Below are 25,396 nucleotides of genomic sequence, written 5' to 3' on the forward strand. Positions count from 1 at the left end.
TACATGTCACAAGCGGTCACAAACGAAGCGTGAACTCGGGAGGACAACAGTGGGACAACTCTTCGGGACGGACGGTGTACGCGGCGTCGCCAACGCGGATCTGACGGCTGAGCTCGCGCTCGGTCTCTCCGTGGCAGCTGCCCACGTACTCGCCGAGGCGGGCACCTTCGCGGGCCACCGGGCGACCGCGGTCGTCGGCCGCGACCCCCGCGCATCCGGCGAATTCCTGGAGGCCGCGGTCGTCGCGGGCCTCGCGAGCGCGGGCGTGGACGTCCTGCGCGTCGGTGTGCTGCCCACCCCGGCGGTGGCGTATCTCACCGGTGCGCTGGGTGCCGACCTCGGCGTGATGCTCTCCGCCAGCCACAATGCGATGCCCGACAACGGCATCAAGTTCTTCGCCCGCGGCGGCCACAAGCTCGCCGACGAGCTCGAGGACCGCATCGAGGCCGTCTACGACGAGCACCGCACCGGCGCTCCCTGGGACCGGCCCACCGGCTCCGGCGTCGGCCGGGTCTCCGACTACGACGAGGGCTTCGACAAGTACGTCGCGCACCTCATCGCGGTCCTCCCCAACCGCCTGGACGGGCTCAAGATCGTCTTGGACGAGGCGCACGGCGCCGCCGCCCGCGTCTCGCCCGAGGCCTTCACCCGGGCGGGTGCCGAGGTCGTCACCATCGGCGCTGCGCCGGACGGCCTCAACATCAACGACGGCTGCGGCTCCACCCACCTGGGGCTCCTCAAGCAGGCCGTGGTCGAGCACGGCGCCGACTTCGGCATCGCGCACGACGGCGACGCGGACCGCTGCCTCGCGGTCGACGGCTCCGGCGCGGAGATCGACGGCGACCAGATCCTCGCGGTGCTGGCCCTGGCCATGCGCGAGGCCGGCCAGCTGCGCGGGAACACCGTCGTCGGCACCGTGATGTCCAACCTCGGCTTCAAGCTGGCCATGGAGGGCGAGGGCATCCAGGTCGTGCAGACCGGCGTCGGCGACCGGTACGTGCTCGAGTCCATGAAGGAGCACGGCTACGCGCTCGGCGGCGAGCAGTCCGGCCACGTGATCATCCTCGACCACGCCACGACCGGCGACGGCACGCTCACCGGCCTGATGCTGGCGGCGCGCGTCGCGGCCACCGGCCGGTCGCTGGCCGACCTGGCGGGCGTCATGCAGCGGCTCCCGCAGGTGCTGATCAACGTCCCCGACGTGGACAGGTCCCGGGTCGGGACCTCCGCCGAGCTGGCCGCGGCCGTCGCCGACGCCGAGCGGGAGCTGGGCACCACCGGCCGGGTGCTGCTCCGTCCGTCCGGTACCGAACCGCTCGTCCGGGTGATGGTCGAGGCCGCCGACATCGAGCAGGCCCGCGCGGTCGCCGGTCGGCTCGCGGACGTGGTGAAGTCGGCGCTCGGCTAGATCCGGTCCCGCGGCTCGTACGCCGGCCCCGCCCTCCCGTGGATCGCGGAGGGCGGGGCCGGCGGCGTCACCGGGCCGCTCAGGTCTTGGGCCGGCGGACCCAGCGGCCGCGCTGGGTCCGCCAGAGCGCTTTCTGCCCGTACAGGGTCAGGACGCCCGCCAGCATGATCCCACCCAGGTTCAGCAGCAGCTGCTCCGCCGAACCCCACATCTGGGAGACGTCGCCGTAGCTGAGGGCCACGGCGGCGTTCGCACCGGCCGGGACGGTGGTCACGGAGATCGCGACGCCCACCAGCGCCCCGGACTTGGCGGAGGTCAGGGACAGGACCCCCGCCACACCCGCGAGCAGCGACACCACGAAGGAGAACGGGTCCGGCTGCCAGATGAAGCCGGTGTTCGGGCGGGGCCGCTCCAGCATCCCCTCCTGGAACTGCCCGATCGCGTCCATCCCCAGGCTGAAGACGGTGGTGGCGGCGATCGCGACCGCGAAACCGATCAGCAGAGCGCCGAGGGACCGCAGTGCGAGCCGCGGTTCGCGCTGCACCACGCCGGTGCAGACTCCGGCGAGCGGACCGAACTCCGGACCGACCGCCATGGCTCCCACGATCAGGATGGCGTTGTCGAGGACGACACCGCATGCCGCGATCATCGTCGCCAGGATCATGAACGCGGCGTACGTGATGGTGAGCGTGGACTCCTCGTGGGTGGCCTCCGTCAGCTGCTCCCACAGCACCGCGTCCGCGGCCTCGCCCGGGGCCTCCTCCTCGGCCGCGTCGGCCCGCCGGGACAGCGACAGGTCGATGTTCTCGACGGCGATCGAGCCGTCCTGCTCGATGCCCAGCTCCCGGAGCTCGTTCAGCAGCTCGTCCCCCGCCTCGCGGGCGACGTCGCACAGCACGACGTCGCCCCGGGGTTCGCGGGCGGCGCCCGGGAGTACGACCAGATGGGTGGTGCCGACCGTCGATTCGATGGCCGAGACCACGGCCTCGGTCCGGTCGGCCGGGGTGATCAACCGAAGGTGCAGCATGCCCGCACCCTAATGGCTGACGCGGTCAGAGCTTGCGGAGGCTGAGCTTCTGCACCTTGTGGTCCGGGCCCTTGCGTACGACGAGGGTCGCGCGGCCGCGGGTGGGGGCCACGTTCTCCAGGAGGTTGGGCTTGTTGATGGTGCGCCACATGGTCTGCGCGTACTCCATGGCCTCCTCCTCGGAGACCTGGGTGTACTTGCGGAAGTAGGAGAAAGGATTCTGGAAGGCGGTCTCGCGCAGCTTCCGGAATCGGTTGAGGTACCAGCGCTCGATGTCCTCGGGGCGGGCGTCCACGTACACGCTGAAGTCGAAGTAGTCGGCGAGGCCGACGCGCGTGCGGCCGTCCTTGCCGGGCAGGGCCGGCTGGAGGACGTTGAGCCCCTCGACGATCAGGATGTCCGGGCGCCGTACGACGAGCTGCTCGCCCGGGACGATGTCGTAGATCAGGTGCGAGTAGACGGGGGCCGTGACCTCGTCCTTGCCCGCCTTGATGTCCGCGACGAAGCGGGTGAGCGCACGGCGGTCGTACGACTCCGGGAAGCCCTTGCGGGAGGTGAGCCCGCGGCGCTGCAGCTCCTTCATCGGGTACAGGAAGCCGTCGGTGGTGACCAGCTCGACGCGGGGGTGCTCGGGCCAGCGGGCGAGCAGGGCCTGGAGCAGACGGGCCACCGTGGACTTGCCGACGGCGACGGAGCCGGCGACCCCTATGACGAACGGCGTGCCCTGCTGCGCGCCGTGGCCGTTGCCGGCGTCGCCGAGGAAGGTGTTGAGGGTGCCGCGGAGGTTGCTCGTGGCGCCGACGTAGAGGTTGAGGAGACGGGAGAGCGGGAGGTAGACGTCCCGGACCTCGTCGAGGTCGATGACGTCGCCGAGACCGCGCAGGCGCTCGACCTCGTCGGCGGTGAGCGGGAGCGGGGTGCGCTCGCGCAGTGCGCTCCACTCGTCGCGGGTGAGGTCGACGTACGGAGAGACCTCGGCCCGGCGGTGGGGTCGCTCGGGCCGGTCGGGGCGCTCCATCGCGCTGTCCGGCGTGCTTCGTGGCGGCGAAGTGATCACAGGGCCATTGTCATGGCTCGGGGCCGGTTGTGGGTGGTGTGGTCGGTCACGTGCCGGGGGCCCGGGGCCGAAGCAGCGGTGTCTGCGGGGTGTCGTGCAGTGGTTCCCGTGCAGGTCGCGAGCCGGCTGCGAGCCGGGCACGCGCGGGGCTCATGGCCGACGGCCGGAGCCGGGGTTGGATCTCACCCCGGTCACGATTGGCCGTGTCCGGCGGAAAATGGACCGGCCATGATCGGAACGCCCCGTAGATTTGCTGATCATCGCGGCTCTTCTTCTGCTGCAGCCGCTGCTGTCGTTGTCGTGTGTTCTGGGGGAGATCCTTCGTGCGTAGCACCCTTGTCCGCCGTACCGTCCTGACCGCTTCCGCGGTGTCCCTGGCCCTGCTGGCCACCGCCTGCGGTTCCGACAAGGCGGACGACAAGAAGACGGACGCCAAGCCGTCCGCCGCCTCGTCCGCGGCAGCCCCGGCCGCGAAGGGCAAGACGGACGCCGAGCTGGCCACCGTGATCGTGGCCCAGGCAGATCTGCCCGACCACCAGTTCAAGGCGGCCACGCCGGCCGAGGCCGCGGCGGGGGCCTCGGCCACCAGTGACAAGCCCCAGTGCGTGCCGCTGGTGAAGGCGCAGGCCATGGGGGCGGTCGGCACGTCCACCGGCACCGCGCGGACCAAGGTCGTCGCGAAGCCGAAGGAGCAGGCGGCGAGCCAGAGCCCCGAGGACAAGCTGAAGGGCCTGATGGACGCCCTCGGCTCGACCGCCACCGCCGTCACCCTCGCCTCGTACGACGGCAAGGGCGCGGAGGAGGCCTTCGCGAGCCTGAAGACCGCGGGCACCGCGTGCGCCGGCGGCTACACCGCGAGCGGTGAGGGCCAGGCCGGCAAGGTCACCAAGGTCGGCGCCGGCGCCCCCGTCACCGCGGGCGACGAGGCGCTCGCCTACACGGTGGAGGGCGACGCGGAGGGCGAGAAGTTCACGACGCAGCTCGTCGTCGTGCGCAAGGGCAACACGCTCGCGACCTTCTCGGCCCTGAGCCTGAGCGGTGCCGCCGAACAGCCGAAGGCCGTCGTCGACGCGCAGACGAAGAAGCTCGGCTGACGGCTCGGCCGGCCCCGGGCCCGCAGGGCCTTCGAACAACGTCAATCCCGCTCCGGCGCATTCGCCGGGGCGGGTTTTTCGTCTTGTTCAGGTACGGGGCAGGCAGCCGAGTTCCGCGTACGCTGCGCCGTATGTGCGGAATTGTGGGTTACGTGGGAGCGCAGTCGGCGCTCGATGTGGTCATCGCCGGACTCAAGCGGCTCGAATACCGCGGCTACGACTCGGCGGGCGTCGCCGTGCTCGCCGACGGGGGGCTCGTCGCCGCCAAGAAGGCCGGGAAGCTGGTCAATCTGGAGAAGGAGCTGGTCGGGCACCCGCTGCCGGCCGGTACCACGGGAATCGGGCACACCCGCTGGGCCACCCACGGCGGCCCCACCGACGTCAACGCCCACCCGCACCTGGACAACGCGGGCCGGGTGGCCGTCGTGCACAACGGCATCATCGAGAACTTCGCCGCGCTGCGGGCCGAACTGGCCGAGCGCGGGCACCGGCTGGAGTCCGAGACGGACACCGAGGTCGTCGCGCACCTGCTGGCGGAGAGGTTCGAGGCCGGCGGGGACCTCGCGGAGGCCATGCGACAGGTGTGCCGACGCCTCGAGGGCGCCTTCACGCTGGTCGCGGTACACGCCGACGTGCCGGACGTGGTGGTCGGGGCGCGCCGGAACTCCCCTCTGGTGGTGGGCGTTGGGGAGGGTGAGAACTTCCTCGCCTCGGACGTGGCCGCGTTCATCGCCCACACCCGGTCCGCGATCGAGCTGGGGCAGGACCAGGTCGTCGAGCTCCGCCGCGACGGGGTCACGGTGACCGACTTCGCCGGTGCGCCCGCGTCCGTGCGGGCGTACCACGTCGACTGGGACGCCTCGGCGGCCGAGAAGGGGGGTTATGACTACTTCATGCTCAAGGAGATCGCCGAGCAGCCGAAGGCCGTCGCCGACACCCTCCTGGGCAGGATCGACGCGAGCGGCTCGCTGACCCTGGACGAGGTGCGCATCCCCGTCTCGGTGCTCAGGGAGGTCGACAAGGTGGTGATCGTGGCGTGCGGTACGGCGTACCACGCGGGCATGATCGCGAAGCTGGCCATCGAGCACTGGACCCGCATCCCGTGCGAGACGGAGCTGGCGAGCGAGTTCCGCTACCGCGACCCGATCCTGGACCAGCGGACGCTGGTGGTCGCGATCTCGCAGAGCGGCGAGACCATGGACACCCTGATGGCGCTGCGGCACGCGCGCGAGCAGGGGGCCAGGGTGCTGGCCGTCTGCAATACGAACGGGTCGACGATCCCGCGCGAATCGGATGCGGTGCTGTACACGCACGCCGGTCCCGAGGTGGCCGTCGCCTCGACCAAGGCGTTCCTGACGCAGCTGGTGGCCTGCTATCTGGTCGCGCTGTACCTCGGGCAGGTGCGGGGTACGAAGTGGGGCGACGAGATCGAGGCGGTGATCCGCGAGCTGTCCGACATCGCCGCGGCCGTGGACACCGTACTGGAGACCATGGAGCCGGTACGCCGGCTGGCGCGGTCGCTGGCGGACAAGGACACCGTGCTGTTCCTCGGTCGGCACGTCGGGTACCCGGTGGCTCTGGAGGGCGCGCTCAAGCTCAAGGAGCTGGCGTACATGCACGCCGAGGGCTTCGCGGCGGGCGAGCTCAAGCACGGCCCGATCGCGCTGATCGAGGAGGACCTGCCGGTGGTGGTGGTCGTGCCGTCGCCGCGCGGGCGTTCCGTGCTGCACGACAAGATCGTGTCGAACATCCAGGAGATCCGGGCGCGCGGGGCGCGGACCATCGTGATCGCCGAGGAGGGCGACGAGGCGGTCGTCCCGTACGCCGACCACCTGATCCGGATCCCGGCGACGCCGACGCTGCTGCAGCCGCTGGTCGCGACGGTGCCGCTGCAGGTCTTCGCGTGCGAGCTGGCGACGGCGCGGGGCAACGAGGTGGACCAGCCGCGTAACCTCGCGAAGTCGGTGACGGTGGAGTGAGCGGAGCGAACGGAGCCGGTCGCCGACAATCAGGCGCAGTGGTGACGGTGGAGTGAGCGAAGCGAGTTGGCGTTGTGATTATCGGTGTGGGGATCGACGTTGCCGAGATCGACCGGTTCGGTGAGGCGCTGGCGCGCACCCCGAACATGGCTGCACGGCTGTTTGTCGACTCCGAGTTGACGCTGCCGAGCGGTGAGCGGCGCGGGATCGCCTCGCTCGCCGCCCGGTTCGCGGCCAAGGAGGCCCTCGCCAAGGCGCTCGGCGCGCCCGGCGGAATGCTGTGGACCGACGCCGAGGTGTACGTGGAGGAGACCGGACAGCCGCGGCTGCGGGTGTCGGGGACGGTCGAGGCCAGGGCGCTGGCGCTGGGCGTCAAGTCCTGGCACATCTCCCTGAGTCACGACGCCGGCGTCGCCTCCGCGGTGGTGATCGCCGAGGGATAGGGCCGACTCCGCCGGGTTTCGGGCAGGCTGGTGCCATGCGTACTGCTTACAGCGTGGAGACCGTACGGGCCGCCGAGCGGGAGCTGATGGCCCGGCTGCCGGAGGGCGCCCTGATGCAGCGGGCGGCGGCCGGGCTGGCCGCCGTGTGTGCCGGCCTCCTGCGCCGGGTGTACGGGGCGCGTGTCGTGCTGCTCGTCGGGCCCGGGGACAACGGCGGCGACGCCCTGTACGCGGGCGCCCGGCTGGCCCGGCGCGGCGCCGGGGTGACGGCGGTGCCGATGGATCCGGAACGGGTGCACACGGGCGGGCTGCGGGCGCTGCTGGCCGCCGGGGGCCGGCTCGCGGCGGGCGTTCCCCGCCGGGCGGACCTCGTACTGGACGGGCTCGTCGGCATCGGCGGGCGCGGCGGGCTGCGGCCGGCCGCGGCGGCGCTGGTGGAGCAGATCCCGGCCGGTGCGGTCGTGGTCGCGGTGGACCTGCCGAGCGGGGTCGACGCCGACACCGGGGAGGTGGCCGGACCGGCCGTCCGGGCCGATGTCACGGTGACCTTCGGGGCGTACAAGCCGGGGCTGCTGATCGACCCGGGGGCTTCGCGCACGGGGGCGCTGCGCCTGGTGGACATCGGGCTGTCGCTGCCGGAGCCGGACGCGGAGGCGTTGCAGCACGCCGATGTCGCGGGGCTGCTGCCGGTGCCGACGGCGTCGAGCGACAAGTACCGCAGGGGCGTGGTCGGCATCGTCGCCGGGTCGGTGCAGTACCCGGGCGCGGCGGTGCTCGCCGTGGCGGGGGCGCTGCGGGGCGGCGCGGGCGCGGTGCGGTACGTCGGGCCGGCGGCGGACGCGGTGCTGGCGCGGTACCCCGAGACGCTGATCGGGCGGGGCCGGGTGCAGGCGTGGGTGGTCGGGCCGGGGCTGGGGGAGGGCCGGGCGGCGGAGGTCGCGGAGGCCCTGGCGGACCCGGTCCCGGTGCTGGTGGACGCGGACGGGCTGCGCGGGCTGGACCCGGCGGTGCTGCGGGCCCGGCCGGCCGGGACGCTGCTGACGCCGCACGCGGGGGAGGCGGCGGCGCTGCTGGGGGTGTCCCGGGACGCGGTGGAGTCGGCCCGGCTGTCGTCCGTACGCTCACTGGCGGAGCGGTACGGGGCGACGGTCCTGCTGAAGGGCTCGACGACGCTGGTGTCCCGAGGCGGCGGGCCGGTGCGGGTCAACCCGACGGGAACCGCGTGGCTCGCGACGGCCGGCAGCGGGGACGTCCTGTCGGGCCTGTCCGGCTCGCTGCTGGCCTCGGGCCTGACGGCGCTCGACGCCGCCTCGGTCGCGGCGTACCTCCACGGTCTGGCGGGGCGCCGGGCAGCCTCCGGAGCCCCGCTCCTCGCCCAGCAGATCGCGGGATCCCTTCCGGAGGCCTGGCGCAGCATCCAGAACCCGTGACCGGCCCCGGCGGGGTCGGCATTCGGCCGCCCGGTGCCCCCGGAGTGGCCCCAACGGGGGTGAAAAATCCCGGTATGCGGGAAGGGGACGGCGGTCGACCAAGCCACGGCCGGGCTCTGAGAGACTGGGGGCGATGAACGAGACACCGACGCGCGTGTACGCCGAGATCGATCTTGACGCCGTACGGGCGAACGTACGCGCACTGCGCGAGCGGGCGCCCGGGGCCGAGTTGATGGCCGTCGTCAAGGCGGACGCCTATGGCCACGGCGCGATCCCCTGCGCCCGCGCGGCCCAGGAGGCCGGTGCCACCTGGCTCGGAACCGCCACCCCCGAGGAGGCGCTCGCGCTGCGTGCCGCCGGGATCGAGGGGCCGGTCATGTGCTGGCTGTGGACTCCCGGCGGGCCCTGGCAGGCGGCCGTCGAAGCCGACCTGGACATCTCCGTCAGCGGCATGTGGGCCCTCGACGAGGCGCGCAAGGCCGCGCACGCCGCCGGCCGCCGGGCGAGGATCCAGCTCAAGGCCGACACCGGCCTCGGCCGCAACGGCTGCCAGCCCGCCGACTGGGCCGAGCTCGTCGGTGCGGCCGTCGCCGCCGAGGCCGAGGGCACCGTCAAGATCACCGGCATCTGGTCCCACTTCGCGTGCGCCGACGAACCCGGCCACCCCTCCATCGCGCTCCAGCTGACGGCGTTCCGCGACATGCTGGCCTACGCCGAGAAGGAGGGCGCCCGGCCCGAGGTCCGGCACATCGCCAACTCGCCCGCGACGCTGACCCTGCCCGAGAGCCACTACGACCTCGTGCGCTGCGGCCTCGCCGTCTACGGGGTGTCCCCGGCCCCCGAGCTCGGCACCTCCCAGGAGCTGGGCCTGCGGCCCGCCATGACCCTGAAGGCCTCCGTGGCGCTGGTCAAGGCCGTGCCCCCGGGCCACGGGGTGAGCTACGGGCACCACCACGTCACCGAGGCCGAGACGAACCTCGCCCTCATCCCGGCCGGATACGCCGACGGCATCCCCCGGCACGCCTCCGGCCGCGGGCCGGTCCTCGTCGGAGGGAAGGTGCGCCGCGTCGCCGGGCGCGTCGCGATGGACCAGTTCGTCGTCGACCTGGGCAGTGACCTCGTACGGGCCGGGGACGAGGCCGTCATCTTCGGCAGCGGCGAGCACGGCGAGCCCACCGCCGAGGACTGGGCTCGGGCAGCAGACACCATCGCCTATGAGATCGTCACCCGTATCGGGGTGCGCGTTCCTCGGGTCTACCGCAACGGCTGAGCTGAGTGAGGACGGCGTGAGCGTGAGGAAGGCGTGAGCGAGAACTGGCGCAAAGCCGGCTGGGCCGGCGCCGCGATCGGCGTGATAGCCGCAGGTGCGGCGGCCGGCGTCGCGGTCGAACGGATCACGGTCGGCCGCGGCATGCGCCGCAAGGCGCGCCTCGCGCTCGACGCCACCGGGGACTACGGCTCCCTGCGCGGGACCGCCGGGGCCTGCTACGCGGAAGACGGCACCGAGCTCTACTACGAGGTCGACGAGCCGTCCGACGAGGGCCCGAAGAAGCGGCCCCGGCTGCGCCGCAAGGAACCGCCCGCCCCGACCGTCGTGTTCTGCCACGGCTACTGCCTCGGCCAGGACTCCTGGCACTTCCAGCGCGCCGCCCTGCGCGGACTGGTCCGCGCCGTGTACTGGGACCAGCGCAGCCACGGCCGCAGTGCGCGCGGGTTCTCCCAGGCCGACGGCGAGCGCGTGACCATCGACCAGCTCGGCCGCGACCTGAAGGCCGTCATCGAGGCCGCCGCGCCCGAGGGCCCGCTGATCCTCGTGGGCCACTCGATGGGCGGCATGACGATCATGGCGCTGGCCGAGCAGTTCCCCGAGCTCGTCCGCGACCGGGTGATCGGCGTCGCCCTCGTCGGCACCTCGAGCGGGCACCTCGACCAGGTGACGTACGGGCTGCCCTCGGTCGGCATGGGGGCCGTGCGCCGCATCCTGCCGCCCGTGCTCCGGGTGCTCGGCTCGCAGGTGGAGCTGGTGGAGAAGGGCCGCCGGGCCACCGCCGACCTCTTCGCGGGCATGATCAAGATGTACTCGTTCGGCTCCCCCCGCGAGGTGGACCCGGCCGTCGCGCGCTTCGCCGAGCGGCTCATCGAGGCCACCCCGATCGACGTGGTCGCCGAGTTCTACCCGGCCTTCCAGATCCACGACAAGAGCGCCGCCCTCCAGCGGTTCGCCGACATCCCCGTCACCGTCATCGCCGGCGACCGCGACATGGTCACCCCGGCCGCGCACAGCCAGGCCATCAAGGACGCGCTGCCGGCCGCGGAGCTCGTGGTCCTGGAGTCCGCCGGGCACCTGATGATGCTGGAGTACCCCGAGACGGTGACCGGGTTGCTCACCGACCTGCTGGCGCGCACGGGTGCGGTGTCCGCAGCGACTAACGTTGGCGGACATGGAAGAAGTACCGCTGGAAGCGCCGGCGCCCCGCAGTCAGACACCGCAGCGTCAGGCACCGCAGCAGGCAGCTGAGGCGGCCGACGCCGAGGCGCGCATCACCGTCGACTCGCCCGAGGCCATGCAGGACCTGGGCCGCACCCTCGCCGGCCTGCTCCGCCCCGGCGACCTCGTCCTGCTGACCGGGGAGCTCGGCGCGGGCAAGACCACGCTGACCCGCGGCCTGGGCGAGGGGCTGGGCGTACGGGGCGCCGTGACCTCGCCGACCTTCGTGATCGCCCGGGTGCACCCCTCGCTGCGCGGCGGGCCGCCGCTGGTGCACGTGGACGCGTACCGGCTCGGCGGCGGGCTGGACGAGATGGAGGACCTGGACCTCGACGTCTCGCTGCCCGAGTCCGTGGTCGTCGTGGAGTGGGGCGACGGCAAGGTCGAGGACCTCTCCGAGGACCGGCTGCACGTGGTGATCGCGCGGGCGGTGGGCCACGAGGAGGTCCTGGACGACGTACGGGAGGTCTCGGTGCGCGGGATCGGGCCGCGCTGGTCCGGGCCGGGCGCGCTGGCGGCGCTGGCCCCGGCGCGCTAAGGCCGAGGGGCACCGCGAGAGGCAGTCGAGGAGTACCGCAGGGGGCGGCCGAAGGGCGCCGCGGGAAAACGTACCGACAACTCGTCGGCAAGATATTGCGCCGATGGAGTCGCGCGTGGTGACATGGTACGGAGGGCTGGTTAGGCCTACCTAAGTACGGCCGGCCCGGGCCAGGAGGCAGCCATGTCCGCAGCAGGAGTGCAGGGCGACCCCCGCTCGTCCGTCGTGTCCATGGGGGCGCTGCTCGCCGCGGGCGCGGCCGCCACGGCGGTCTCGACGCCGCCCGCGCGGGAGCACGCCCCGGACGCCCCCGAAACCGGGGCCGACGTACGCGAACGGGCCGCCCCGGAGTCCGAGGCGGCCTGAGGGGCCCGCAGATGCGCGGTGGCCCGCACGTCCGGTAGCCCGTGCGGGTGAATCCGTGGCGGGCTCCCCGGTCAGGGGGGCAGGGCGTCAGGGGACGACGACGACCTTCGAGTTGATCGTCGCGAAGGCCCACATCGCATCGCCGTCGGCGCGCGTCATGCGGATGCCGCCGGTCTTCTTGTTGGGGTCGGGCTCCGGCGTCTGGCCGTCCACCCGGGAGCTGAACCCGACCACGACCCCGTCCGCCGTGGCGAACCGTACGACGTGCTCGATCGGCACCCCGTCCGAGCCGGTGACCGCGCCCGAGCGCGAGTTCACCAGGTACGTGCCCGGCTTCGGGTGCACCGTACTCGGCTTGACCGGGAACGACTTCGGCTCCTGCCCGCTCTCGCCGACCAGCCACACCCGCTTCTGGCCCACCGAGTACACGACGCGCGAGCCCGTGCCCGATTCGGCCGGCACGGCCGCCGGCTTCGCCTGGTCGGCCGCCTGGGCGGACGGGACGGGGGAGGGCGCCGCGGCCGGCGGGCCGGCCGCCTGCGCGGGGTGCGCGGGCGCGGTCGCAGAGGCCTGGTAACCGAGGAAGCCGACGGCGGCGAGCGCCGCCACGGTGAGCCCGGCCACGATTCCCGAGCTGCTGCGTGCCACCTTGCTCCACCTCTCCCGTGCTTCCCCTGTGCCGGGCGCCGGCCGGGCACGTCGTGCCCCGGCTCGGACCTCGGCCGATACCTGGGTCGAAGGTAGCAGCCGGGGTGCGCCGTGACCGGCCGCGAGGGCCCGGGGCCCCGGAGTCGTAGGCTGTTCGCGTGCTCTTGCTCGCTGTAGATACCGCCACGCCCGCCGTCACCGTCGCCCTGCACGACGGCGAGTCCGTCCTCGCCGAGTCGAACCAGGTCGACGCCCGCCGCCACGGGGAGCTCCTGCTGCCCTCCGTCGACAAGGTCCTCGCCGAGGCCGGGCTGAAGCTCGACGCCCTCACGGGCATCGTCGTCGGCGTCGGACCCGGCCCCTACACCGGGCTGCGCGTCGGCCTCGTCACCGCCTCCACCTTCGCCACCGTGCTCGGCATCCCCGTGCACGGCCTGTGCACCCTCGACGGCCTCGCGTACGCCGCGGGCGCCGCCGGGATCGAGGGCCCCTTCACCGTCGCCACCGACGCGCGGCGCAAAGAGGTCTACTGGGCCCGGTACGAGGACCCGCGCACGCGCGTCGGCGAGCCGGCCGTGGACCGCCCGGGCGACATCGCCGAGCAGGTCGCAGGCCTGCCCGCGGTGGGCCAGGGCGCGCTGCTCTACCCGGACGTCTTCACCGACGCGCGGGCCCCCGAGCACCAGAGCGCCGCCGCCCTCGCCTCCCTGGCGGTGGAACGGCTCGCGGCCGGGGCGGAGTTCCTGCCTCCGACGCCGCTGTACCTGCGCCGGCCCGATGCGCAGGTGCCCAAGAACTACAAGGTGGTCACCCCGCAGTGACGGCAGTGACCGCAGTACTGCGTGAGATGCGCTGGTGGGACATCGAGCCCGTGCTGGAACTGGAGCACGAGCTGTTCCCCGAGGACGCCTGGTCCGCGGGCATGTTCTGGTCCGAGCTCGCCCACGCCCGCGGCCCGCACGCCACCCGCCGCTACGTGGTGGCGGAAGAGCCCGGGTCCGGCCGTCTCGTCGGCTACGCCGGGCTGGCCGCCGCCGGCGACCTGGCCGACGTACAGACCATCGCGGCAGCACGCGACCAGTGGGGGACCGGGCTCGGCGCCCGGCTCCTCACCGACCTGCTGCGCGCCGCCACCGCGTTCGAGTGCGCCGAGGTGCTGCTGGAGGTACGGGTGGACAACACCCGGGCCCAGAAGCTCTACGAGCGCTTCGGCTTCGAGCCGATCGGCTTCCGGCGGGGCTACTACCAGCCCGGCAACGTGGACGCGCTCGTGATGCGCCTGACCGACCCCGCACAAGCAACGACTGAGAACACTGAGAACACTGAGAGCAGTGAGAGCAATGGCTGACGAACCGCTCGTCCTCGGCATCGAGACCTCCTGCGACGAGACCGGCGTCGGCGTCGTCCGCGGCACCACCCTGCTGGCGGACGCGATCGCGTCCAGCGTCGACGAACACGCGCGCTTCGGCGGCGTCGTGCCCGAGGTGGCCTCCCGGGCGCACCTGGAGGCGATGGTCCCCACCATCGACCGCGCCCTGAAGGAGGCCGGGGTCAGCGCCCGCGACCTCGACGGCATCGCCGTCACCGCGGGTCCCGGCCTCGCCGGGGCGCTGCTGGTGGGCGTCTCGGCGGCCAAGGCGTACGCGTACGCGCTCGGCAAGCCGCTGTACGGGGTGAACCACCTGGCCTCGCACATCTGCGTCGACCAGCTGGAGCACGGGCCGCTGCCGGAGCCGACCATGGCGCTGCTGGTGTCCGGCGGGCACTCCTCGCTGCTGCTGGCCCCGGACATCACCTCCGACGTACGGCCGCTGGGCGCGACCATCGACGACGCGGCGGGCGAGGCCTTCGACAAGATCGCGCGCGTGCTGCAGCTGGGCTTCCCCGGCGGGCCGGTCATCGACCGCCTCGCGCGCGAGGGCGACCCCAAGGCGATCAACTTCCCGCGCGGGCTGACGGGGCCGCGCGACGCGGCGTACGACTTCTCCTTCTCCGGGCTCAAGACGGCGGTCGCCCGCTGGATCGAGGCCAAGCGGAACGCGGGCGAGGAGGTGCCGGTGCGCGATGTGGCGGCGTCCTTCCAGGAAGCCGTGGTGGACGTGCTGACGCGCAAGGCGATCCGTGCGTGCAAGGACGAGGGCGTCGACCACCTGATGATCGGCGGCGGTGTGGCGGCCAATTCCCGGCTGCGGTCGCTGGCGCAGGAGCGGTGTGACGACGCGGGGATCATCCTGCGCGTGCCGCGGCCCAAGCTGTGCACGGACAACGGCGCGATGGTGGCGGCGCTGGGCGCGGAGATGGTCAAGCGGAACCGGCCGGCCTCGGACTGGGACCTGTCGGCGGACTCCTCGCTGCCGGTGACGGACCCGCACGTCCCGGGGACGGCGCACGACCACGACCACGACCACGTGCACGAGTTGAGCAAGGACAACCTGTACTGATGGGCACCGTCGCGCTGATGTGGGAGGCCCGGGCCGCCGCCGGGCGGGGCAACGAGCTGCTGGAATGGGCCCGTTCGCAGGTGCTCGCGCGCGAGCCGGTGCGCCGCGAGCTGCTGCGGGCCCCGCAGGACCGGGTGCTGGTCGTCACCTGGTGGGAGGCGGCCGAGGGCGTGGCGGCGGAACTGCCCGAACTCCCCGAGCCCGCCGCCGATCTGATCACCCGTCCGGTACACCGCTGGCGGTTCGAGTCGGTGGAGACCACCGGCAGTTGACGCGTCGGAGGTGTCCGGCCCTTCTCGAGCCGCTCCGGACCGGAGTTGTGGCCGGATGCCGATATCGTCATGCGCATGCCTCGTCGTGACCTGCCGCCTCCGCCGCCTCCCGCCCACCTGCGCGCCTGGCTGGACGAGGGCACCGTACGGGCCGACCGGGCGCGGTTCCTGCAGGACCTGCGCCGGCGCAGCCTGGGCATCGGGCGGTTGCTGCTGCTCTGGACCGTCGCCGCGGTCTTCGCGCTCGGCTGGTCCTTCGTCGGCATGGCCCTGATGTCCTTCGAGGTGCCCGGCGACCCGTTCGCGTACGTATTCGGCCTCATCTTCGCCCTCCTCGGCGCGGGCGTGCTGATCCCGGCGGGGTTCTGGTTCGCCCGCGGCGCCAAGCGCGACCGCCGGGTGCGCCAACTGCTGTGCGCATGGGCGGAGTCGGACCGGGATCCGGCCGCCGATGTCCGGCTCCGCGCCCCCGGGCTGAGCCTGACCTGGCTGCTGGCCTCCTTCGCGCTGGCCGCGTTCGGGCTGTACGTGACCTTCGGGTCCGCGGCGTCGGCCCGCCCGGGCGAGGCGACGTACGGCGAGGTCACGTACTTCATCGGCCTCGGCATGATCCTGTGGATCACGGGCCTGCTGGGCCTCGGCAAGGCGGGCGCGCACTACCGGTGGGCGGTGCGCGCCTTCCGCGGCGGCGCTACTGCGGTGCGCTGACCGGCGAGCCGATCAGCATCGAGGGGGCGCCCGCGACCCGGGTCAGGAAGACCGTCGCGGAGTGCGGCCCCTGCGGCTTGACCTTCTTGCGCAGCTCCTCGGGCTCGATGGCCGAACCGCGCTTCTTCACGGTCAGGATGCCCACCTCGCGCTCGCGCAGCAGTGCCTTGAGCTTCTTGAGGCCGAAGGGCAGCACGTCGGTGATCTCGTACGCGGCGGCGTACGGCGTCGCGCGCAGCTCGTCGGCGGTGACGTACGCAATGGTCGGGTCGATGAGCCGGCCGCCCAGCTGCTCGGCGACCTCGGCGACGAGGTGGGCGCGGATCACGGCGCCGTCGGGCTCGTACAGGTAGCGGCCGACGGGCCCGGCCTCGGGATCGGGCAGGGGATCGGCGGTGTGCAGGGTGCGCGGGCCGGGCAGCAGGGTGGCGCGGACGGTGCCGGGCACGGTCCCGAACCACAGCACGGCCTCCTTGACGTCGCCCTGGTCCGAGATCCACTCGGCCTCGGCCTCCTGCGGCACGGCCTCGTGCGGGATTCCGGGGGCGATCTTGATGGCGGCGTACTCGGCCGTGCGGGCGGCCTCGACGGCCCATGACAGCGGCGGCGAGTAGCTCTCCGGGTCGAAGATCCGGCCGCGGCCGCCGCGCCGGGCCGGGTCGAGGAAGACGGCGTCGCACCCGGAGGTGTCCACGTCGGTCACGTCCGCCTCGCGGACCTCGATGAGCTCCGCCAGCCCCAGGGCCTCGGCGTTGGCGCGGGCGACGGCGACGGTCAGCGGGTCGCGGTCCACGGCCAGTACGCGGATGCCGAGCCGGGCCAGGGCGAGGGCGTCGCCGCCGATGCCGCAGCACAGGTCGGCGACGCTGCGCACGCCGAGTTCCGCGAGCCGCCCGGCGCGGTACGAGGCCACCGAGGCGCGGGTGGCCATCTCGCCGCCGCCGGGCGTGAAGTACATCCGGAACGCGTCCTCGGCGCCGAACTTCGCCACCGCTCGCTGCCGCAGCCGGGCCTGCCCGAGCGCGGCGGAGACCAGTGCGGCGGGGTGCTCGCGGCGCAGCCGGGTGGCGACGGCGAGTTCCTGGGACGGGTCGTAGTCGCGCAGCGAGTCGAGGAGGGCGCGGCCCTCGGCGGTGAGGAGCGCGGCGAAGTCTTCGGGGGTCACCGGTTCATTGTCGGTCAGTGTGGGCCACTCGATGGAAGGTCGTCTTCCGTTCGCGGTGTCGGCGGGGCGGCGTGCGGGTCGGATGCCAGGATGCGCTGCTATGCAGCTAGTCAGACAAAAGGAACATAAGACGCTCCATGGTCACCGGTCCGCGGTCGGTCCGCGCGGCCGAGTCGGGGTGGCACTGGCCGCACTGCTGGTCGCCGCCCTCGGAACCGGCTGCGGCTCCTCCGCGGACTCGCAGACGCCGGCCAAGACCAAGGCCGGCAAAGCCGGCAAGGGCGCCGAGGCGGCGGGTGCGGCGGGCGCGGCCGCGGGCTCGGCCGAGCAGCTGAAGGCCGCCCAGCAGGCCCGGATCGCCGCGGCGAAGAAGTGGAAACTGGCCAAGCCGCCGCTGGCCGCGCCGGCCGCACCGCAGACGAAGCCGGAGATCAGCACCCGCGAGGGCTTCGAGGTCGAGGGCCAGGAAGGCCTCCCGCCGGTCTTCACCACCGTCCCCACGGAGGACAAGGTCGTCTTCCTGACGATCGACGACGGCGCGGAGAAGGACCCCGAGTTCCTGAAGATGATGCAGGAGCTGAAGATCCCGTACACGGCGTTCCTCAGCGACTACCTCGTCCGCGACAACTACCCCTACTTCAAGGAGATGCAGGCCGCCGGCGTCACCCTGAACAACCACACGCTCAACCACCGGTACATGCCGGCCCTCTCGTACGAGGAGCAGCACGAGGAGATCTGCGGCCAGCAGGACACGATCCAGAAGCAGTTCGGCAAACGGCCGACGCTCTTCCGGCCGCCGTACGGCAACTACAACGAGGACACGCTGCGCGCGGCGAAGTCCTGCGGCATCAAGGCGGTCCCGCTGTGGAACGCCGAGGCCTTCCCGAACCGCATGGACTGGCGGGAGTGGGACCGCGACCTCCACCCCGGCGACATCATCCTGACTCATTTCCGAGGGCGGGAGGACTGGAAGGGGTCGATGCCTGACATGATCCGTCATGTCATGAAGACCGTCACGGACAAAGGGTACGCCGTGGCTCGCCTGGAGGACTACTTGTGAGGTACGCGCGCCGGTTGACAGCCGGAACGCTGGCGGCCGGCGCGCTCGCGCTGTCCCTGACGGGGTGCGGGAACAGCGTGGACCCGATCGAAAGACTGGGCCGCAAGACGGCGGAGGCGCAGCAGTCGCCGACGGCGACTCCGTCGCGGTCGGCGGCCACTGCCGCGCCCGGGGACGAGGCGTACAGGAAGTGGGGCTTGAAGTCCCCCCTGGAGTTCGCCCCGAAGCCCGCCCAGAAGCCCGCCCTCCCGTCGGCCACCCCGGGCAAGGCCCAGGTGGTGGACCGAATACCCGTCCCGCCGACGGACAAAGTCGTCTTCCTGACCTTCGACGACGGCGCGGAGAAGGACCCCGAGTTCCTGAAGATGGCGGCCGACCTCAAGCTGCCGATCAGCATGTTCCTGACGGACAACATAGCGTCGTCGGACTACGGGCACTTCGAGAAGCTCCGCGACAACGGTTCCGGCAGCACGATCAACAACCACACGCTGACGCACCCGAACCTCCGGACCCTGCCCTTCGCGGCGCAGAAGAAGGAGATCTGCGGCCAGCAGGAGCGTCTGGAGAAGCGCTTCGGCACCAAGCCGGTCCGCTTCCGCCCGCCGTACGGCAACTACAACGACGACACCCTCAAGGCCGCCGCCGAATGCGGCATCTCGCAGGTTGTCCTGTGGCGCGCGTCGATGCAGATCAACAACTTCCAGTACGCCGAGGGCTCCGCCCTCAAACCGGGCGACATCATCCTGGCCCACTTCCGCGGCCCGTCGGAACTCAAGGGCTCGACGGAAATCCAGATGACGACCCGCATGCTCCAGCGCATCCAGGAACAGGGCTACCGCATCGGCCGCCTGGAGGACTACCTCTGACCCGGCCCGCCGGACAACGGATTCCCGGCCGCGGGCTCGACGCGCTGCAACCCCACCACCTCGATCGGCCGGCGGCGTTGCACGGACGGCCGTCGGACGCCGAGCCGGGCGGAGCGCCTAGCGATTTGCTGCGTCCACGGCCTGACCGGCACCGCAGCGTCATCTCATCGCTGTCTGGTGCAGGTTGACCCCACCCAGACCCGGAAAGGGTGCCTGTGGGCCCTCCATGCTCCGTACCCCGGTCCCGGCCGCTCACCCCCGAGCGGCAGCCCCGGCCGCCACCACCGGCGTGATCGTCGTTTCCGCCGGGCCCTGGGCGTCCGCCTCGCGTTGGCGTTGCGTGCTGTCACTGATGCGGAGGAGCAGCGCGATCATGATCCAGTTGGCCAGGAGGGACGAGCCGCCCTTCGCCAGGAACGGCAGCGCCTTGCCGGTCAGCGGGATCAGGCCCGTCACGCCGCCCGCCACCACGAACACCTGCAGCGCCAGCGCCGCCGACAGGCCCACCGCCAGCAGCTTCCCGAACGGGTCGCGGGCACCCAGCGCCATCCGCAGCCCCCGCTGGACCAGCAGGGCGTACAGGATCAGCACAGCCATGACCCCGGCCAGCCCGAGCTCCTCGCCCACCGTGGTCAGGATGAAGTCGCTGCGCCCCGCGAAGCCGATCAGCTCCGGGTGGCCCTGCCCCAGCCCCGTGCCCGAAATGCCGCCCGTGCCGAAGCTGAACAGCGCCTGCGCGGACTGGTCCGAGACGACCCCTGGCGGCCGCTCCTTCCAGTAGTACGACAGCGGCTCCAGCCAGGCGGCCACGCGCCCCTTGACGTGCGGTTCCGTCGAGCCCACGACGAAGGCCCCCACCCCCGCCATGAGCAGGCCCGTCACGATCCAGCTGGTGCGCTCGGTGGCGACGTACAGCATCACCACGAACACACCGAAGAAGATCAGCGACGTACCCAGGTCGCGCTCGAAGACCAGCACCAGCAGCGACACGATCCACACCGTGATGATCGGCCCGAGCTGCCGCATCGGCGGCAGCCGCATGCCCAGGAACTTCCGGCCCGTCAGGGCCAGCGAGTCCCGGTGGATGACGAGATAGCCCGCGAAGAAGACCGAGATCATGATCTTCACGAACTCGCCCGGCTGGAGCGAGAACCCGAACAGGATGATCCAGCGTTTCGCCCCGTACGTGTCCGCGCCGAAGAACGCCGGCGCGATCAGCAGCACCAGCGCGACGGCCATCGTGATGTAGATGAACCGCTGCAGCAGCCGGTGGTCGCGCAGCAGCGCCACCACCGCCAGGCACGCGGCCACGCCGATGACCGTCCACTGCAGCTGTCCGGGCGCGTTCGCGTCACCGCCGTACCGCGCGATGTACGACTGGTCGAGCCGGTGCAGCAGCACCAGCCCGAGCCCCGACAGCAGCATCGCGAGCGGGAAGATCAGCGGATCCGCGTACGCCGCGAACCGGCGCACGCCCAGGTGCCCCACCAGCGCCAGCAGCGTCATGCTGATCGTGAAACCGGTGAGGTTGGCTGGCAGCTCGCCGTTCATCGCCAGGCCGGCGCTCGCATGCCCGAAGACGGTGAGGGCAACGACGAAGACAAGAAGCAGCGCCTCGGTACGGCGGCGTGCGCCCGCCGTCGTGAGGGGTCTCAGTCCGCGCACGGGATGCCGCCACCGTCGATGGCGGGGCCGCCGCTGCCGCTGCCGCTGCCGCTGGCGCTCGAGGTCGGCGCCCGGGCGGCGGCAGCCGGTCCCGGGGGCGCCCCTGGTGCGTCGCTCGGGCTCGGAGCGGCCGCAGAGGCGGAAGCCTCCGGTCCGATCTGCTCGGCAATGAGGCGCTTTATCTTCATATCGTCTACGACGTTTATGTCCTCGCCATGGTTCCTTCCGAACCGCTCGACGGGCAGTGTCGTGGAGGCCGCCTTCCCGCTTTCCCCATCACCCGGCCGGGCACTCGTGGTTGTCGCCGCCGCTGAAGCACTGCCCGTACGTGCCGTTGTACGGCGACGAGGGCGCGGGCGGATCCGCCCGTGGCTCGGCGCGGCCCTGGTAGGCCAGGGCGGCGGCGCCCACGAGCACGGCCGCACACGCCAGTGCCTGGACGCATCCGGTGACGGGCGCGCTGCGGCGGAAGGCGCGGCCCGAGACGACCCCGATGGTCAAGGCGGCCAGGACGAGTCCGCCCAGCAGCAGGGTCAGGACCGTACGGGCGTCGCCGCCGGTGCCCTCGGCGTCCCAGGCGGCCATCATCGCCACGTAGAGGCCGGCGGCGAGGACGATGGCCTCCAGTACGGTCAGCAGCAGGGCCGTGGCGATGTCCGCGCCCCAGTCGGATCCGGTGCGCCTGCCGGGTGTGGGTGTCGTCATGGCCGCAGTGTCGCCCGGGGGCACCGCCCGCACCTGAGTACGGGTACTCATAGCCGGGTCCTGCACCTCGCGGCGCGCCGCGGCCCGGCCGGATGGTGACGCCGCGCGGAGGCTGAATTGGCACTCCGCTTGACCGAGTGCTAATCGCCGGAATAGTCTCGCACCTGGCACTCGCCACCGGTGAGTGCCAACACAGCGACGGGCAGGTCCGGCACCCGCGACGACGGATCCACCTGGTCGCCACCTCAGACAGTTAGCCCCGTGAGATCTCCGAAGGGGGAGGTCGGATCGTGACGACCACCAGCTCCAAGGTTGCCATCAAGCCGCTCGAGGACCGCATCGTGGTCCAGCCGCTCGACGCCGAGCAGACCACGGCTTCCGGCCTGGTCATCCCGGACACCGCGAAGGAGAAGCCCCAGGAGGGCGTCGTCCTCGCCGTGGGCCCGGGTCGCTTCGAGGACGGCCAGCGTCTCCCGCTGGACGTCAGCGTCGGCGACATCGTGCTGTACAGCAAGTACGGCGGCACCGAAGTGAAGTACAGCGGCGAGGAGTACCTCGTCCTCTCGGCTCGCGACGTGCTCGCGATCATCGAGAAGTAATTCACCGAAGCGCCAAGCATTGCTTTGAGCTGCGCCCCTGGTCACCCCGCTGATTGCCGGGCGGCAAGGGGCGCAGTTCGTTAAACCCGAGTTTTCGAGAGGGCTGAACCGCTCCCATGGCGAAGATCCTGAAGTTCGACGAGGACGCCCGTCGCGCCCTCGAGCGCGGCGTCAACAAGCTTGCCGACACGGTCAAGGTGACGATCGGCCCCAAGGGCCGCAACGTCGTCATCGACAAGAAGTTCGGCGCCCCCACCATCACCAACGACGGTGTCACCATCGCCCGCGAGGTCGAGCTGGACGACCCGTACGAGAACCTGGGCGCCCAGCTCGTGAAGGAGGTGGCGACCAAGACCAACGACATCGCGGGTGACGGCACCACCACCGCCACCGTGCTGGCCCAGGCGCTGGTCCGCGAGGGTCTGCGCAACGTCGCCGCCGGCGCCTCCCCGGCCGCCCTCAAGAAGGGCATCGACGCCGCGGTCAAGGCCGTGTCCGAGGAGCTCCTCGCGACCGCCCGCCCGATCGAGGACAAGTCCGACATCGCCGCCGTGGCCGCGCTCTCCGCGCAGGACCAGCAGGTCGGCGAGCTCATCGCCGAGGCGATGGACAAGGTCGGCAAGGACGGTGTCATCACCGTCGAGGAGTCCAACGCCTTCGGCCTGGAGCTGGAGTTCACCGAGGGCATGGCCTTCGACAAGGGCTACCTCTCGCCGTACATGGTCACCGACCAGGAGCGTATGGAGGCCGTCCTCGACGACCCGTACATCCTGATCAACCAGGGCAAGATCTCCTCCATCCAGGACCTCCTGCCCCTGCTCGAGAAGGTCATCCAGGCCGGCGGCTCCCGCCCGCTGCTGATCATCGCCGAGGACGTCGAGGGCGAGGCGCTCTCCACCCTCGTCGTCAACAAGATCCGCGGCACCTTCAACGCGGTCGCCGTCAAGGCCCCGGGCTTCGGTGACCGCCGCAAGGCGATGCTCCAGGACATGGCCACCCTCACCGGTGCCACCGTCATCGCCGAGGAGGTCGGCCTCAAGCTCGACCAGGCCGGTCTGGACGTCCTCGGTTCCGCGCGCCGCGTGACCATCTCCAAGGACGACACCACGATCGTCGACGGGGCCGGCAGCTCCGACGAGGTCCTCGGCCGCGTCAACCAGATCAAGGCCGAGATCGAGTCCACGGACTCGGACTGGGACCGCGAGAAGCTGCAGGAGCGCCTGGCGAAGCTCGCCGGCGGCGTCTGCGTCATCAAGGTCGGCGCCGCCACCGAGGTGGAGCTCAAGGAGAAGAAGCACCGCCTCGAGGACGCCATCTCGGCGACCCGCGCCGCGGTCGAGGAGGGCATCGTCTCCGGCGGTGGCTCCGCGCTCGTCCACGCCGTGAAGGTGCTGGAGGACAACCTGGGTCTGTCCGGCGACGAGGGCACGGGTGTCGCGGTCGTCCGCCGCGCCGCCGTCGAGCCGCTGCGCTGGATCGCCGAGAACGCCGGCCTCGAGGGCTACGTCATCACCGCGAAGGTCGCCGAGCTCGACAAGGGCCAGGGCTTCAACGCCGCCACCGGCGAGTACGGCGACCTGGTCAAGGCCGGCGTCATCGACCCGGTCAAGGTCACCCGCTCCGCGCTGGAGAACGCCGCTTCCATCGCCTCCCTGCTGCTCACGACCGAGACCCTGGTCGTCGAGAAGCCGGCCGATGAAGAGGCCGACGCCGGTCACGGCCACGGTCACGGCCACAGCCACTGACCTGCCGAGTAGCTGAACGGGCCCCGGTCGCCGCCGCCAACGCGGCGGTGACCGGGGCCCTTTCCGTGACCGGGACTACTGCATCGCGCCCAGTTCCTTCATCAGGCGCATGGCGTCGTAGTGCCACCAGCCCTCCTTGATCATCCCGTTCTCGCACCGGAAGACCGTCGTGCCGGTCATCGTGCAGGTCTTGCCGGTCGGGGCGATCCCCATGAACTCGCCCTTGTGCTCGCCGGTCCAGGTCCACAGGGTGGTGACGTAGTCCTCCTGGGCCATCTGGGCGTCCAGCGTGAAGGTGAAGTCGAAGGCGCTGCGCCACATCTGCACGTCCTCGCGCATGCCTTCGGGGCCCCTCTTGTCCATCGGGTTGCCGATGTCGTGGTCGCGGTAGTCCGACGCGAAGATCTCGTCGGCGGCGGACATGTCGCCCTTCATCGCGAGATCGTCGAACATGCGGTTCGCGAGCAGCGTGTTGAGGTGTTCGTCGCGGATGACGTCCAGGTTGGTGAAGCGGGGCATCCCGTCGCAGAGCGCCACCATCTCCTGGAACATCTTGTCCGTCTCCGGGAGGTGAGAGTTCTTCATGGCATCTTCGTACGACGGGAATTCGACGACGTCGACGAAGTGCGTGTCGGATTCCCGGTCCCGGCCCACCACGGAGTGGGACACGGTGCGCTTGCCCTGCGTCTTCGCCAGGTACCGGTCGAAGACCTCGTTGACCGCCTCGGGCCTGCTGGTCTCGTAATCGACTATTTGTACGAATGTCATGGCGCCTCCCGGGCTGGATGGGATAGGTCCAGTTTAGGGAGAATTCACCCGGTCGGCCGGTTTTTGAGACCGGCCTACCCGTAAGTCACTTGGCGGTCACCCGCTCTACTGGGGGCCGTACTTGCGGCCCGTACGCGAGGACACCCCGCCCAGCAGCCCGCGCGGCGTCAGCTTCACCACGCCCATCAGCGCCTTGTACCGCGGATCCGGGATCGAGACCGTCTTGCCGCGCCCCAGGTCGTCCAGGGCCGCGGCCACGAGCTTGTCCGCGTCCAGCCACATCCAGTTGGGGATGTTGTCCGTGCCCATGCCGGCGCGCTCGTGGAACTCCGTCCGTACGAAGCCGGGGCACAGCGCCATCAGCCGTACGCCGGATCCCGCCAGGTCCTTCGCCGCGCCCTGCGTGAACTGCACGACCCAGGCCTTGCTCGCCCCGTACGTGCCGCGCGGCACGAAGGCCGCCACCGAGGCCACGTTGACGACGCCGCCGCGGCCGCGCGAGCGCATCGATGCGGTGGCCGCCGAGGTCAGCCGCAGGACGGCCTCGACGTGCACCTTCAGCATCGTCAGCTCGTCGGCCATGGAGACCTCGAGGTAGCGGCCCTTGTTGCCGAAGCCCGCGTTGTTGACCAGCAGGTCCACCGGGTGCGTCCGGTCGCCGAGGCGCTGCTCGACGGCCGCGATGCCCTCGTCGGTGGACAGGTCGGCGGTCAGTACCTCGGCCTCGATGCCGTGCCGGTCGTGCAGCTCGGTGGCCTGCTCGCCGAGCCGCTTCGTGTCGCGGGCCACCAGTACGAGGTTGTGGCCCTGGGCGGCGAGCCGCCGGGCGAATGCGGCGCCGATGCCCGCCGTGGATCCCGTAATCAACGCAGTCGTCATAGGCGCAACCTAGCCGCCCTGGGCGACAGCTCAAGGGGAGCCCGC

The 25,396-nt window shown here is 71.8% G+C and carries 26 protein-coding genes; 18 read left to right on the top strand and 8 right to left on the bottom strand.

Annotated features, from left to right (window positions below):
• The first annotated feature begins 49 nt into the window (after positions 1 to 49).
• A complete protein-coding gene (gene glmM, locus IF09_RS0121900) occupies positions 50 to 1,408 on the top strand; it encodes a phosphoglucosamine mutase (protein ID WP_030298234.1) in 1,359 nt (452 codons plus the stop codon).
• Positions 1,409 to 1,487: 79 nt separating this feature from the next.
• On the opposite strand, the gene IF09_RS0121905 is transcribed toward glmM, so the two are convergent.
• Together IF09_RS0121905 and coaA are read right to left on the bottom strand one after the other, a co-directional pair.
• Entirely contained in the window at positions 1,488 to 2,435 is a 948-nt protein-coding gene (locus IF09_RS0121905) for a DUF389 domain-containing protein (RefSeq protein WP_030298236.1), read from the bottom strand.
• 25 nt (positions 2,436 to 2,460) lie between these two features.
• The gene (coaA, locus tag IF09_RS0121910; RefSeq protein WP_030298237.1) at positions 2,461 to 3,453 is read right to left on the bottom strand and encodes a type I pantothenate kinase; all 993 of its coding nucleotides are present in this window, start codon (positions 3,451 to 3,453) and stop codon (positions 2,461 to 2,463) included.
• A gap of 362 nt (positions 3,454 to 3,815) precedes the next feature.
• Between coaA and IF09_RS0121915 the strand changes: the two genes are divergently transcribed.
• From IF09_RS0121915 to IF09_RS44770, 8 genes are all read left to right on the top strand, one after another.
• Positions 3,816 to 4,586 (top strand): hypothetical protein, encoded by a 771-nt coding sequence (locus tag IF09_RS0121915; RefSeq protein WP_030298240.1) that lies wholly within the window; start codon positions 3,816 to 3,818, stop codon positions 4,584 to 4,586.
• A gap of 131 nt (positions 4,587 to 4,717) precedes the next feature.
• On the top strand, positions 4,718 to 6,565 hold the full coding sequence (gene glmS, locus IF09_RS0121920; RefSeq protein ID WP_030298242.1) for a glutamine--fructose-6-phosphate transaminase (isomerizing): 1,848 nt from the start codon (positions 4,718 to 4,720) through the stop codon (positions 6,563 to 6,565).
• 74 nt (positions 6,566 to 6,639) lie between these two features.
• The gene (locus tag IF09_RS0121925; protein WP_030298244.1) at positions 6,640 to 7,008 is read left to right on the top strand and encodes a holo-ACP synthase; all 369 of its coding nucleotides are present in this window, start codon (positions 6,640 to 6,642) and stop codon (positions 7,006 to 7,008) included.
• Between the two features lie 35 nt (positions 7,009 to 7,043).
• Positions 7,044 to 8,438 (top strand): bifunctional ADP-dependent NAD(P)H-hydrate dehydratase/NAD(P)H-hydrate epimerase, encoded by a 1,395-nt coding sequence (locus IF09_RS0121930; RefSeq protein WP_030298245.1) that lies wholly within the window; start codon positions 7,044 to 7,046, stop codon positions 8,436 to 8,438.
• Positions 8,439 to 8,571: 133 nt separating this feature from the next.
• Positions 8,572 to 9,708, top strand: coding sequence for an alanine racemase (gene alr, locus IF09_RS0121935; protein WP_030298247.1), 1,137 nt, complete (start codon positions 8,572 to 8,574; stop codon positions 9,706 to 9,708).
• 33 nt (positions 9,709 to 9,741) lie between these two features.
• A complete protein-coding gene (locus IF09_RS0121940; protein ID WP_051832727.1) occupies positions 9,742 to 10,956 on the top strand; it encodes an alpha/beta hydrolase in 1,215 nt (404 codons plus the stop codon).
• Positions 10,880 to 11,464, top strand: coding sequence for a tRNA (adenosine(37)-N6)-threonylcarbamoyltransferase complex ATPase subunit type 1 TsaE (tsaE, locus tag IF09_RS0121945; protein ID WP_030298251.1), 585 nt, complete (start codon positions 10,880 to 10,882; stop codon positions 11,462 to 11,464). The genes IF09_RS0121940 and tsaE overlap by 77 nt, the downstream gene beginning before the upstream one ends.
• 183 nt (positions 11,465 to 11,647) lie before the next feature.
• Positions 11,648 to 11,830, top strand: coding sequence for a hypothetical protein (locus tag IF09_RS44770; RefSeq protein ID WP_106975110.1), 183 nt, complete (start codon positions 11,648 to 11,650; stop codon positions 11,828 to 11,830).
• 87 nt (positions 11,831 to 11,917) lie between these two features.
• Here the strand turns inward: IF09_RS44770 and IF09_RS0121955 are convergent, their stop codons facing one another.
• Positions 11,918 to 12,478 (bottom strand): hypothetical protein, encoded by a 561-nt coding sequence (locus IF09_RS0121955; protein ID WP_030298253.1) that lies wholly within the window; start codon positions 12,476 to 12,478, stop codon positions 11,918 to 11,920.
• 158 nt (positions 12,479 to 12,636) lie between these two features.
• On the opposite strand from IF09_RS0121955, the gene tsaB reads away from it, so the two are divergent.
• The 5 genes from tsaB to IF09_RS0121980 all read left to right on the top strand — a co-directional run bounded on the left by tsaB (position 12,637) and on the right by IF09_RS0121980 (position 15,899).
• On the top strand, positions 12,637 to 13,299 hold the full coding sequence (gene tsaB / locus IF09_RS0121960) for a tRNA (adenosine(37)-N6)-threonylcarbamoyltransferase complex dimerization subunit type 1 TsaB (RefSeq protein ID WP_030298255.1): 663 nt from the start codon (positions 12,637 to 12,639) through the stop codon (positions 13,297 to 13,299).
• Positions 13,296 to 13,826 carry a ribosomal protein S18-alanine N-acetyltransferase gene (gene rimI / locus IF09_RS0121965; RefSeq protein WP_030298257.1) on the top strand — a complete coding sequence of 177 codons (531 nt, stop codon included), beginning with the start codon at positions 13,296 to 13,298 and terminating at the stop codon, positions 13,824 to 13,826. The genes tsaB and rimI overlap by 4 nt, the downstream gene beginning before the upstream one ends.
• Positions 13,819 to 14,919 (top strand): tRNA (adenosine(37)-N6)-threonylcarbamoyltransferase complex transferase subunit TsaD, encoded by a 1,101-nt coding sequence (gene tsaD, locus IF09_RS0121970; protein WP_030298259.1) that lies wholly within the window; start codon positions 13,819 to 13,821, stop codon positions 14,917 to 14,919. Before rimI ends, tsaD begins: the two co-directional genes overlap by 8 nt.
• Complete coding sequence (locus tag IF09_RS0121975; RefSeq protein WP_030298263.1) at positions 14,919 to 15,191, top strand: hypothetical protein; 273 nt, start codon at positions 14,919 to 14,921, stop codon at positions 15,189 to 15,191. The genes tsaD and IF09_RS0121975 overlap by 1 nt, the downstream gene beginning before the upstream one ends.
• Before the next feature lie 75 nt (positions 15,192 to 15,266).
• Positions 15,267 to 15,899 (top strand): hypothetical protein, encoded by a 633-nt coding sequence (locus tag IF09_RS0121980; RefSeq protein WP_037635658.1) that lies wholly within the window; start codon positions 15,267 to 15,269, stop codon positions 15,897 to 15,899.
• Here IF09_RS0121980 and IF09_RS0121985 read toward each other — a convergent pair.
• Entirely contained in the window at positions 15,883 to 17,064 is a 1,182-nt protein-coding gene (locus IF09_RS0121985) for a THUMP-like domain-containing protein (protein ID WP_030298265.1), read from the bottom strand. The genes IF09_RS0121980 and IF09_RS0121985 overlap by 17 nt on opposite strands.
• Before the next feature lie 100 nt (positions 17,065 to 17,164).
• On the opposite strand from IF09_RS0121985, the gene IF09_RS0121990 reads away from it, so the two are divergent.
• Both IF09_RS0121990 and IF09_RS0121995 read left to right on the top strand, forming a co-directional pair.
• On the top strand, positions 17,165 to 18,124 hold the full coding sequence (locus IF09_RS0121990; RefSeq protein WP_037635641.1) for a polysaccharide deacetylase family protein: 960 nt from the start codon (positions 17,165 to 17,167) through the stop codon (positions 18,122 to 18,124).
• Positions 18,125 to 18,138: 14 nt separating this feature from the next.
• The gene (locus IF09_RS0121995) at positions 18,139 to 18,990 is read left to right on the top strand and encodes a polysaccharide deacetylase family protein (RefSeq protein ID WP_030298267.1); all 852 of its coding nucleotides are present in this window, start codon (positions 18,139 to 18,141) and stop codon (positions 18,988 to 18,990) included.
• Positions 18,991 to 19,242: 252 nt separating this feature from the next.
• Here the strand turns inward: IF09_RS0121995 and IF09_RS0122000 are convergent, their stop codons facing one another.
• Together IF09_RS0122000 and IF09_RS0122005 are read right to left on the bottom strand one after the other, a co-directional pair.
• Positions 19,243 to 20,655: an FtsW/RodA/SpoVE family cell cycle protein gene (locus IF09_RS0122000; RefSeq protein ID WP_030298268.1), complete on the bottom strand. Its 1,413-nt coding sequence runs from the start codon at positions 20,653 to 20,655 to the stop codon at positions 19,243 to 19,245.
• A 276-nt stretch (positions 20,656 to 20,931) separates the two neighbouring features.
• Positions 20,932 to 21,360 carry a DUF6234 family protein gene (locus tag IF09_RS0122005; RefSeq protein ID WP_158710015.1) on the bottom strand — a complete coding sequence of 143 codons (429 nt, stop codon included), beginning with the start codon at positions 21,358 to 21,360 and terminating at the stop codon, positions 20,932 to 20,934.
• A 290-nt stretch (positions 21,361 to 21,650) separates the two neighbouring features.
• On the opposite strand from IF09_RS0122005, the gene groES reads away from it, so the two are divergent.
• Both groES and groL read left to right on the top strand, forming a co-directional pair.
• On the top strand, positions 21,651 to 21,959 hold the full coding sequence (gene groES / locus IF09_RS0122010; RefSeq protein WP_030154760.1) for a co-chaperone GroES: 309 nt from the start codon (positions 21,651 to 21,653) through the stop codon (positions 21,957 to 21,959).
• 116 nt (positions 21,960 to 22,075) lie between these two features.
• Positions 22,076 to 23,704, top strand: a complete 1,629-nt coding sequence (gene groL, locus IF09_RS0122015; protein WP_030298272.1) for a chaperonin GroEL — start codon at positions 22,076 to 22,078, stop codon at positions 23,702 to 23,704.
• 75 nt (positions 23,705 to 23,779) lie between these two features.
• Here groL and IF09_RS0122020 read toward each other — a convergent pair whose 3' ends face one another.
• Together IF09_RS0122020 and IF09_RS0122025 are read right to left on the bottom strand one after the other, a co-directional pair.
• On the bottom strand, positions 23,780 to 24,472 hold the full coding sequence (locus IF09_RS0122020; RefSeq protein WP_030298274.1) for an ester cyclase: 693 nt from the start codon (positions 24,470 to 24,472) through the stop codon (positions 23,780 to 23,782).
• 105 nt (positions 24,473 to 24,577) lie between these two features.
• Positions 24,578 to 25,351 carry an SDR family NAD(P)-dependent oxidoreductase gene (locus IF09_RS0122025; RefSeq protein WP_030298276.1) on the bottom strand — a complete coding sequence of 258 codons (774 nt, stop codon included), beginning with the start codon at positions 25,349 to 25,351 and terminating at the stop codon, positions 24,578 to 24,580.
• Positions 25,352 to 25,396 lie beyond the last annotated feature (45 nt).

The sequence above is a fragment of the Streptomyces katrae genome (assembly GCF_000717655.1).
Lineage (GTDB): Bacteria > Actinomycetota > Actinomycetes > Streptomycetales > Streptomycetaceae > Streptomyces > Streptomyces katrae_B.

Excerpts from the sequence above, each read along its gene's own strand:
- IF09_RS0122020 (WP_030298274.1), bottom strand. The coding sequence starts at position 24,472 with ATGACATTCGTACAAATAGTCGATTACGAGACCAGCAGGCCCGAGGCG.
- glmS (WP_030298242.1), top strand. The coding sequence starts at position 4,718 with ATGTGCGGAATTGTGGGTTACGTGGGAGCGCAGTCGGCGCTCGATGTG.
- tsaE (WP_030298251.1), top strand. The coding sequence starts at position 10,880 with ATGGAAGAAGTACCGCTGGAAGCGCCGGCGCCCCGCAGTCAGACACCG.
- alr (WP_030298247.1), top strand. The coding sequence starts at position 8,572 with ATGAACGAGACACCGACGCGCGTGTACGCCGAGATCGATCTTGACGCC.
- IF09_RS0121905 (WP_030298236.1), bottom strand. The coding sequence starts at position 2,435 with ATGCTGCACCTTCGGTTGATCACCCCGGCCGACCGGACCGAGGCCGTG.
- tsaD (WP_030298259.1), top strand. The coding sequence starts at position 13,819 with ATGGCTGACGAACCGCTCGTCCTCGGCATCGAGACCTCCTGCGACGAG.
- IF09_RS0121980 (WP_037635658.1), top strand. The coding sequence starts at position 15,267 with ATGCCTCGTCGTGACCTGCCGCCTCCGCCGCCTCCCGCCCACCTGCGC.
- IF09_RS44770 (WP_106975110.1), top strand. The coding sequence starts at position 11,648 with ATGTCCGCAGCAGGAGTGCAGGGCGACCCCCGCTCGTCCGTCGTGTCC.
- IF09_RS0122005 (WP_158710015.1), bottom strand. The coding sequence starts at position 21,360 with ATGACGACACCCACACCCGGCAGGCGCACCGGATCCGACTGGGGCGCG.
- IF09_RS0122025 (WP_030298276.1), bottom strand. The coding sequence starts at position 25,351 with ATGACGACTGCGTTGATTACGGGATCCACGGCGGGCATCGGCGCCGCA.
- coaA (WP_030298237.1), bottom strand. The coding sequence starts at position 3,453 with ATGGAGCGCCCCGACCGGCCCGAGCGACCCCACCGCCGGGCCGAGGTC.
- IF09_RS0121930 (WP_030298245.1), top strand. The coding sequence starts at position 7,044 with ATGCGTACTGCTTACAGCGTGGAGACCGTACGGGCCGCCGAGCGGGAG.
- groL (WP_030298272.1), top strand. The coding sequence starts at position 22,076 with ATGGCGAAGATCCTGAAGTTCGACGAGGACGCCCGTCGCGCCCTCGAG.
- IF09_RS0121990 (WP_037635641.1), top strand. The coding sequence starts at position 17,165 with ATGCAGCTAGTCAGACAAAAGGAACATAAGACGCTCCATGGTCACCGG.
- IF09_RS0121975 (WP_030298263.1), top strand. The coding sequence starts at position 14,919 with ATGGGCACCGTCGCGCTGATGTGGGAGGCCCGGGCCGCCGCCGGGCGG.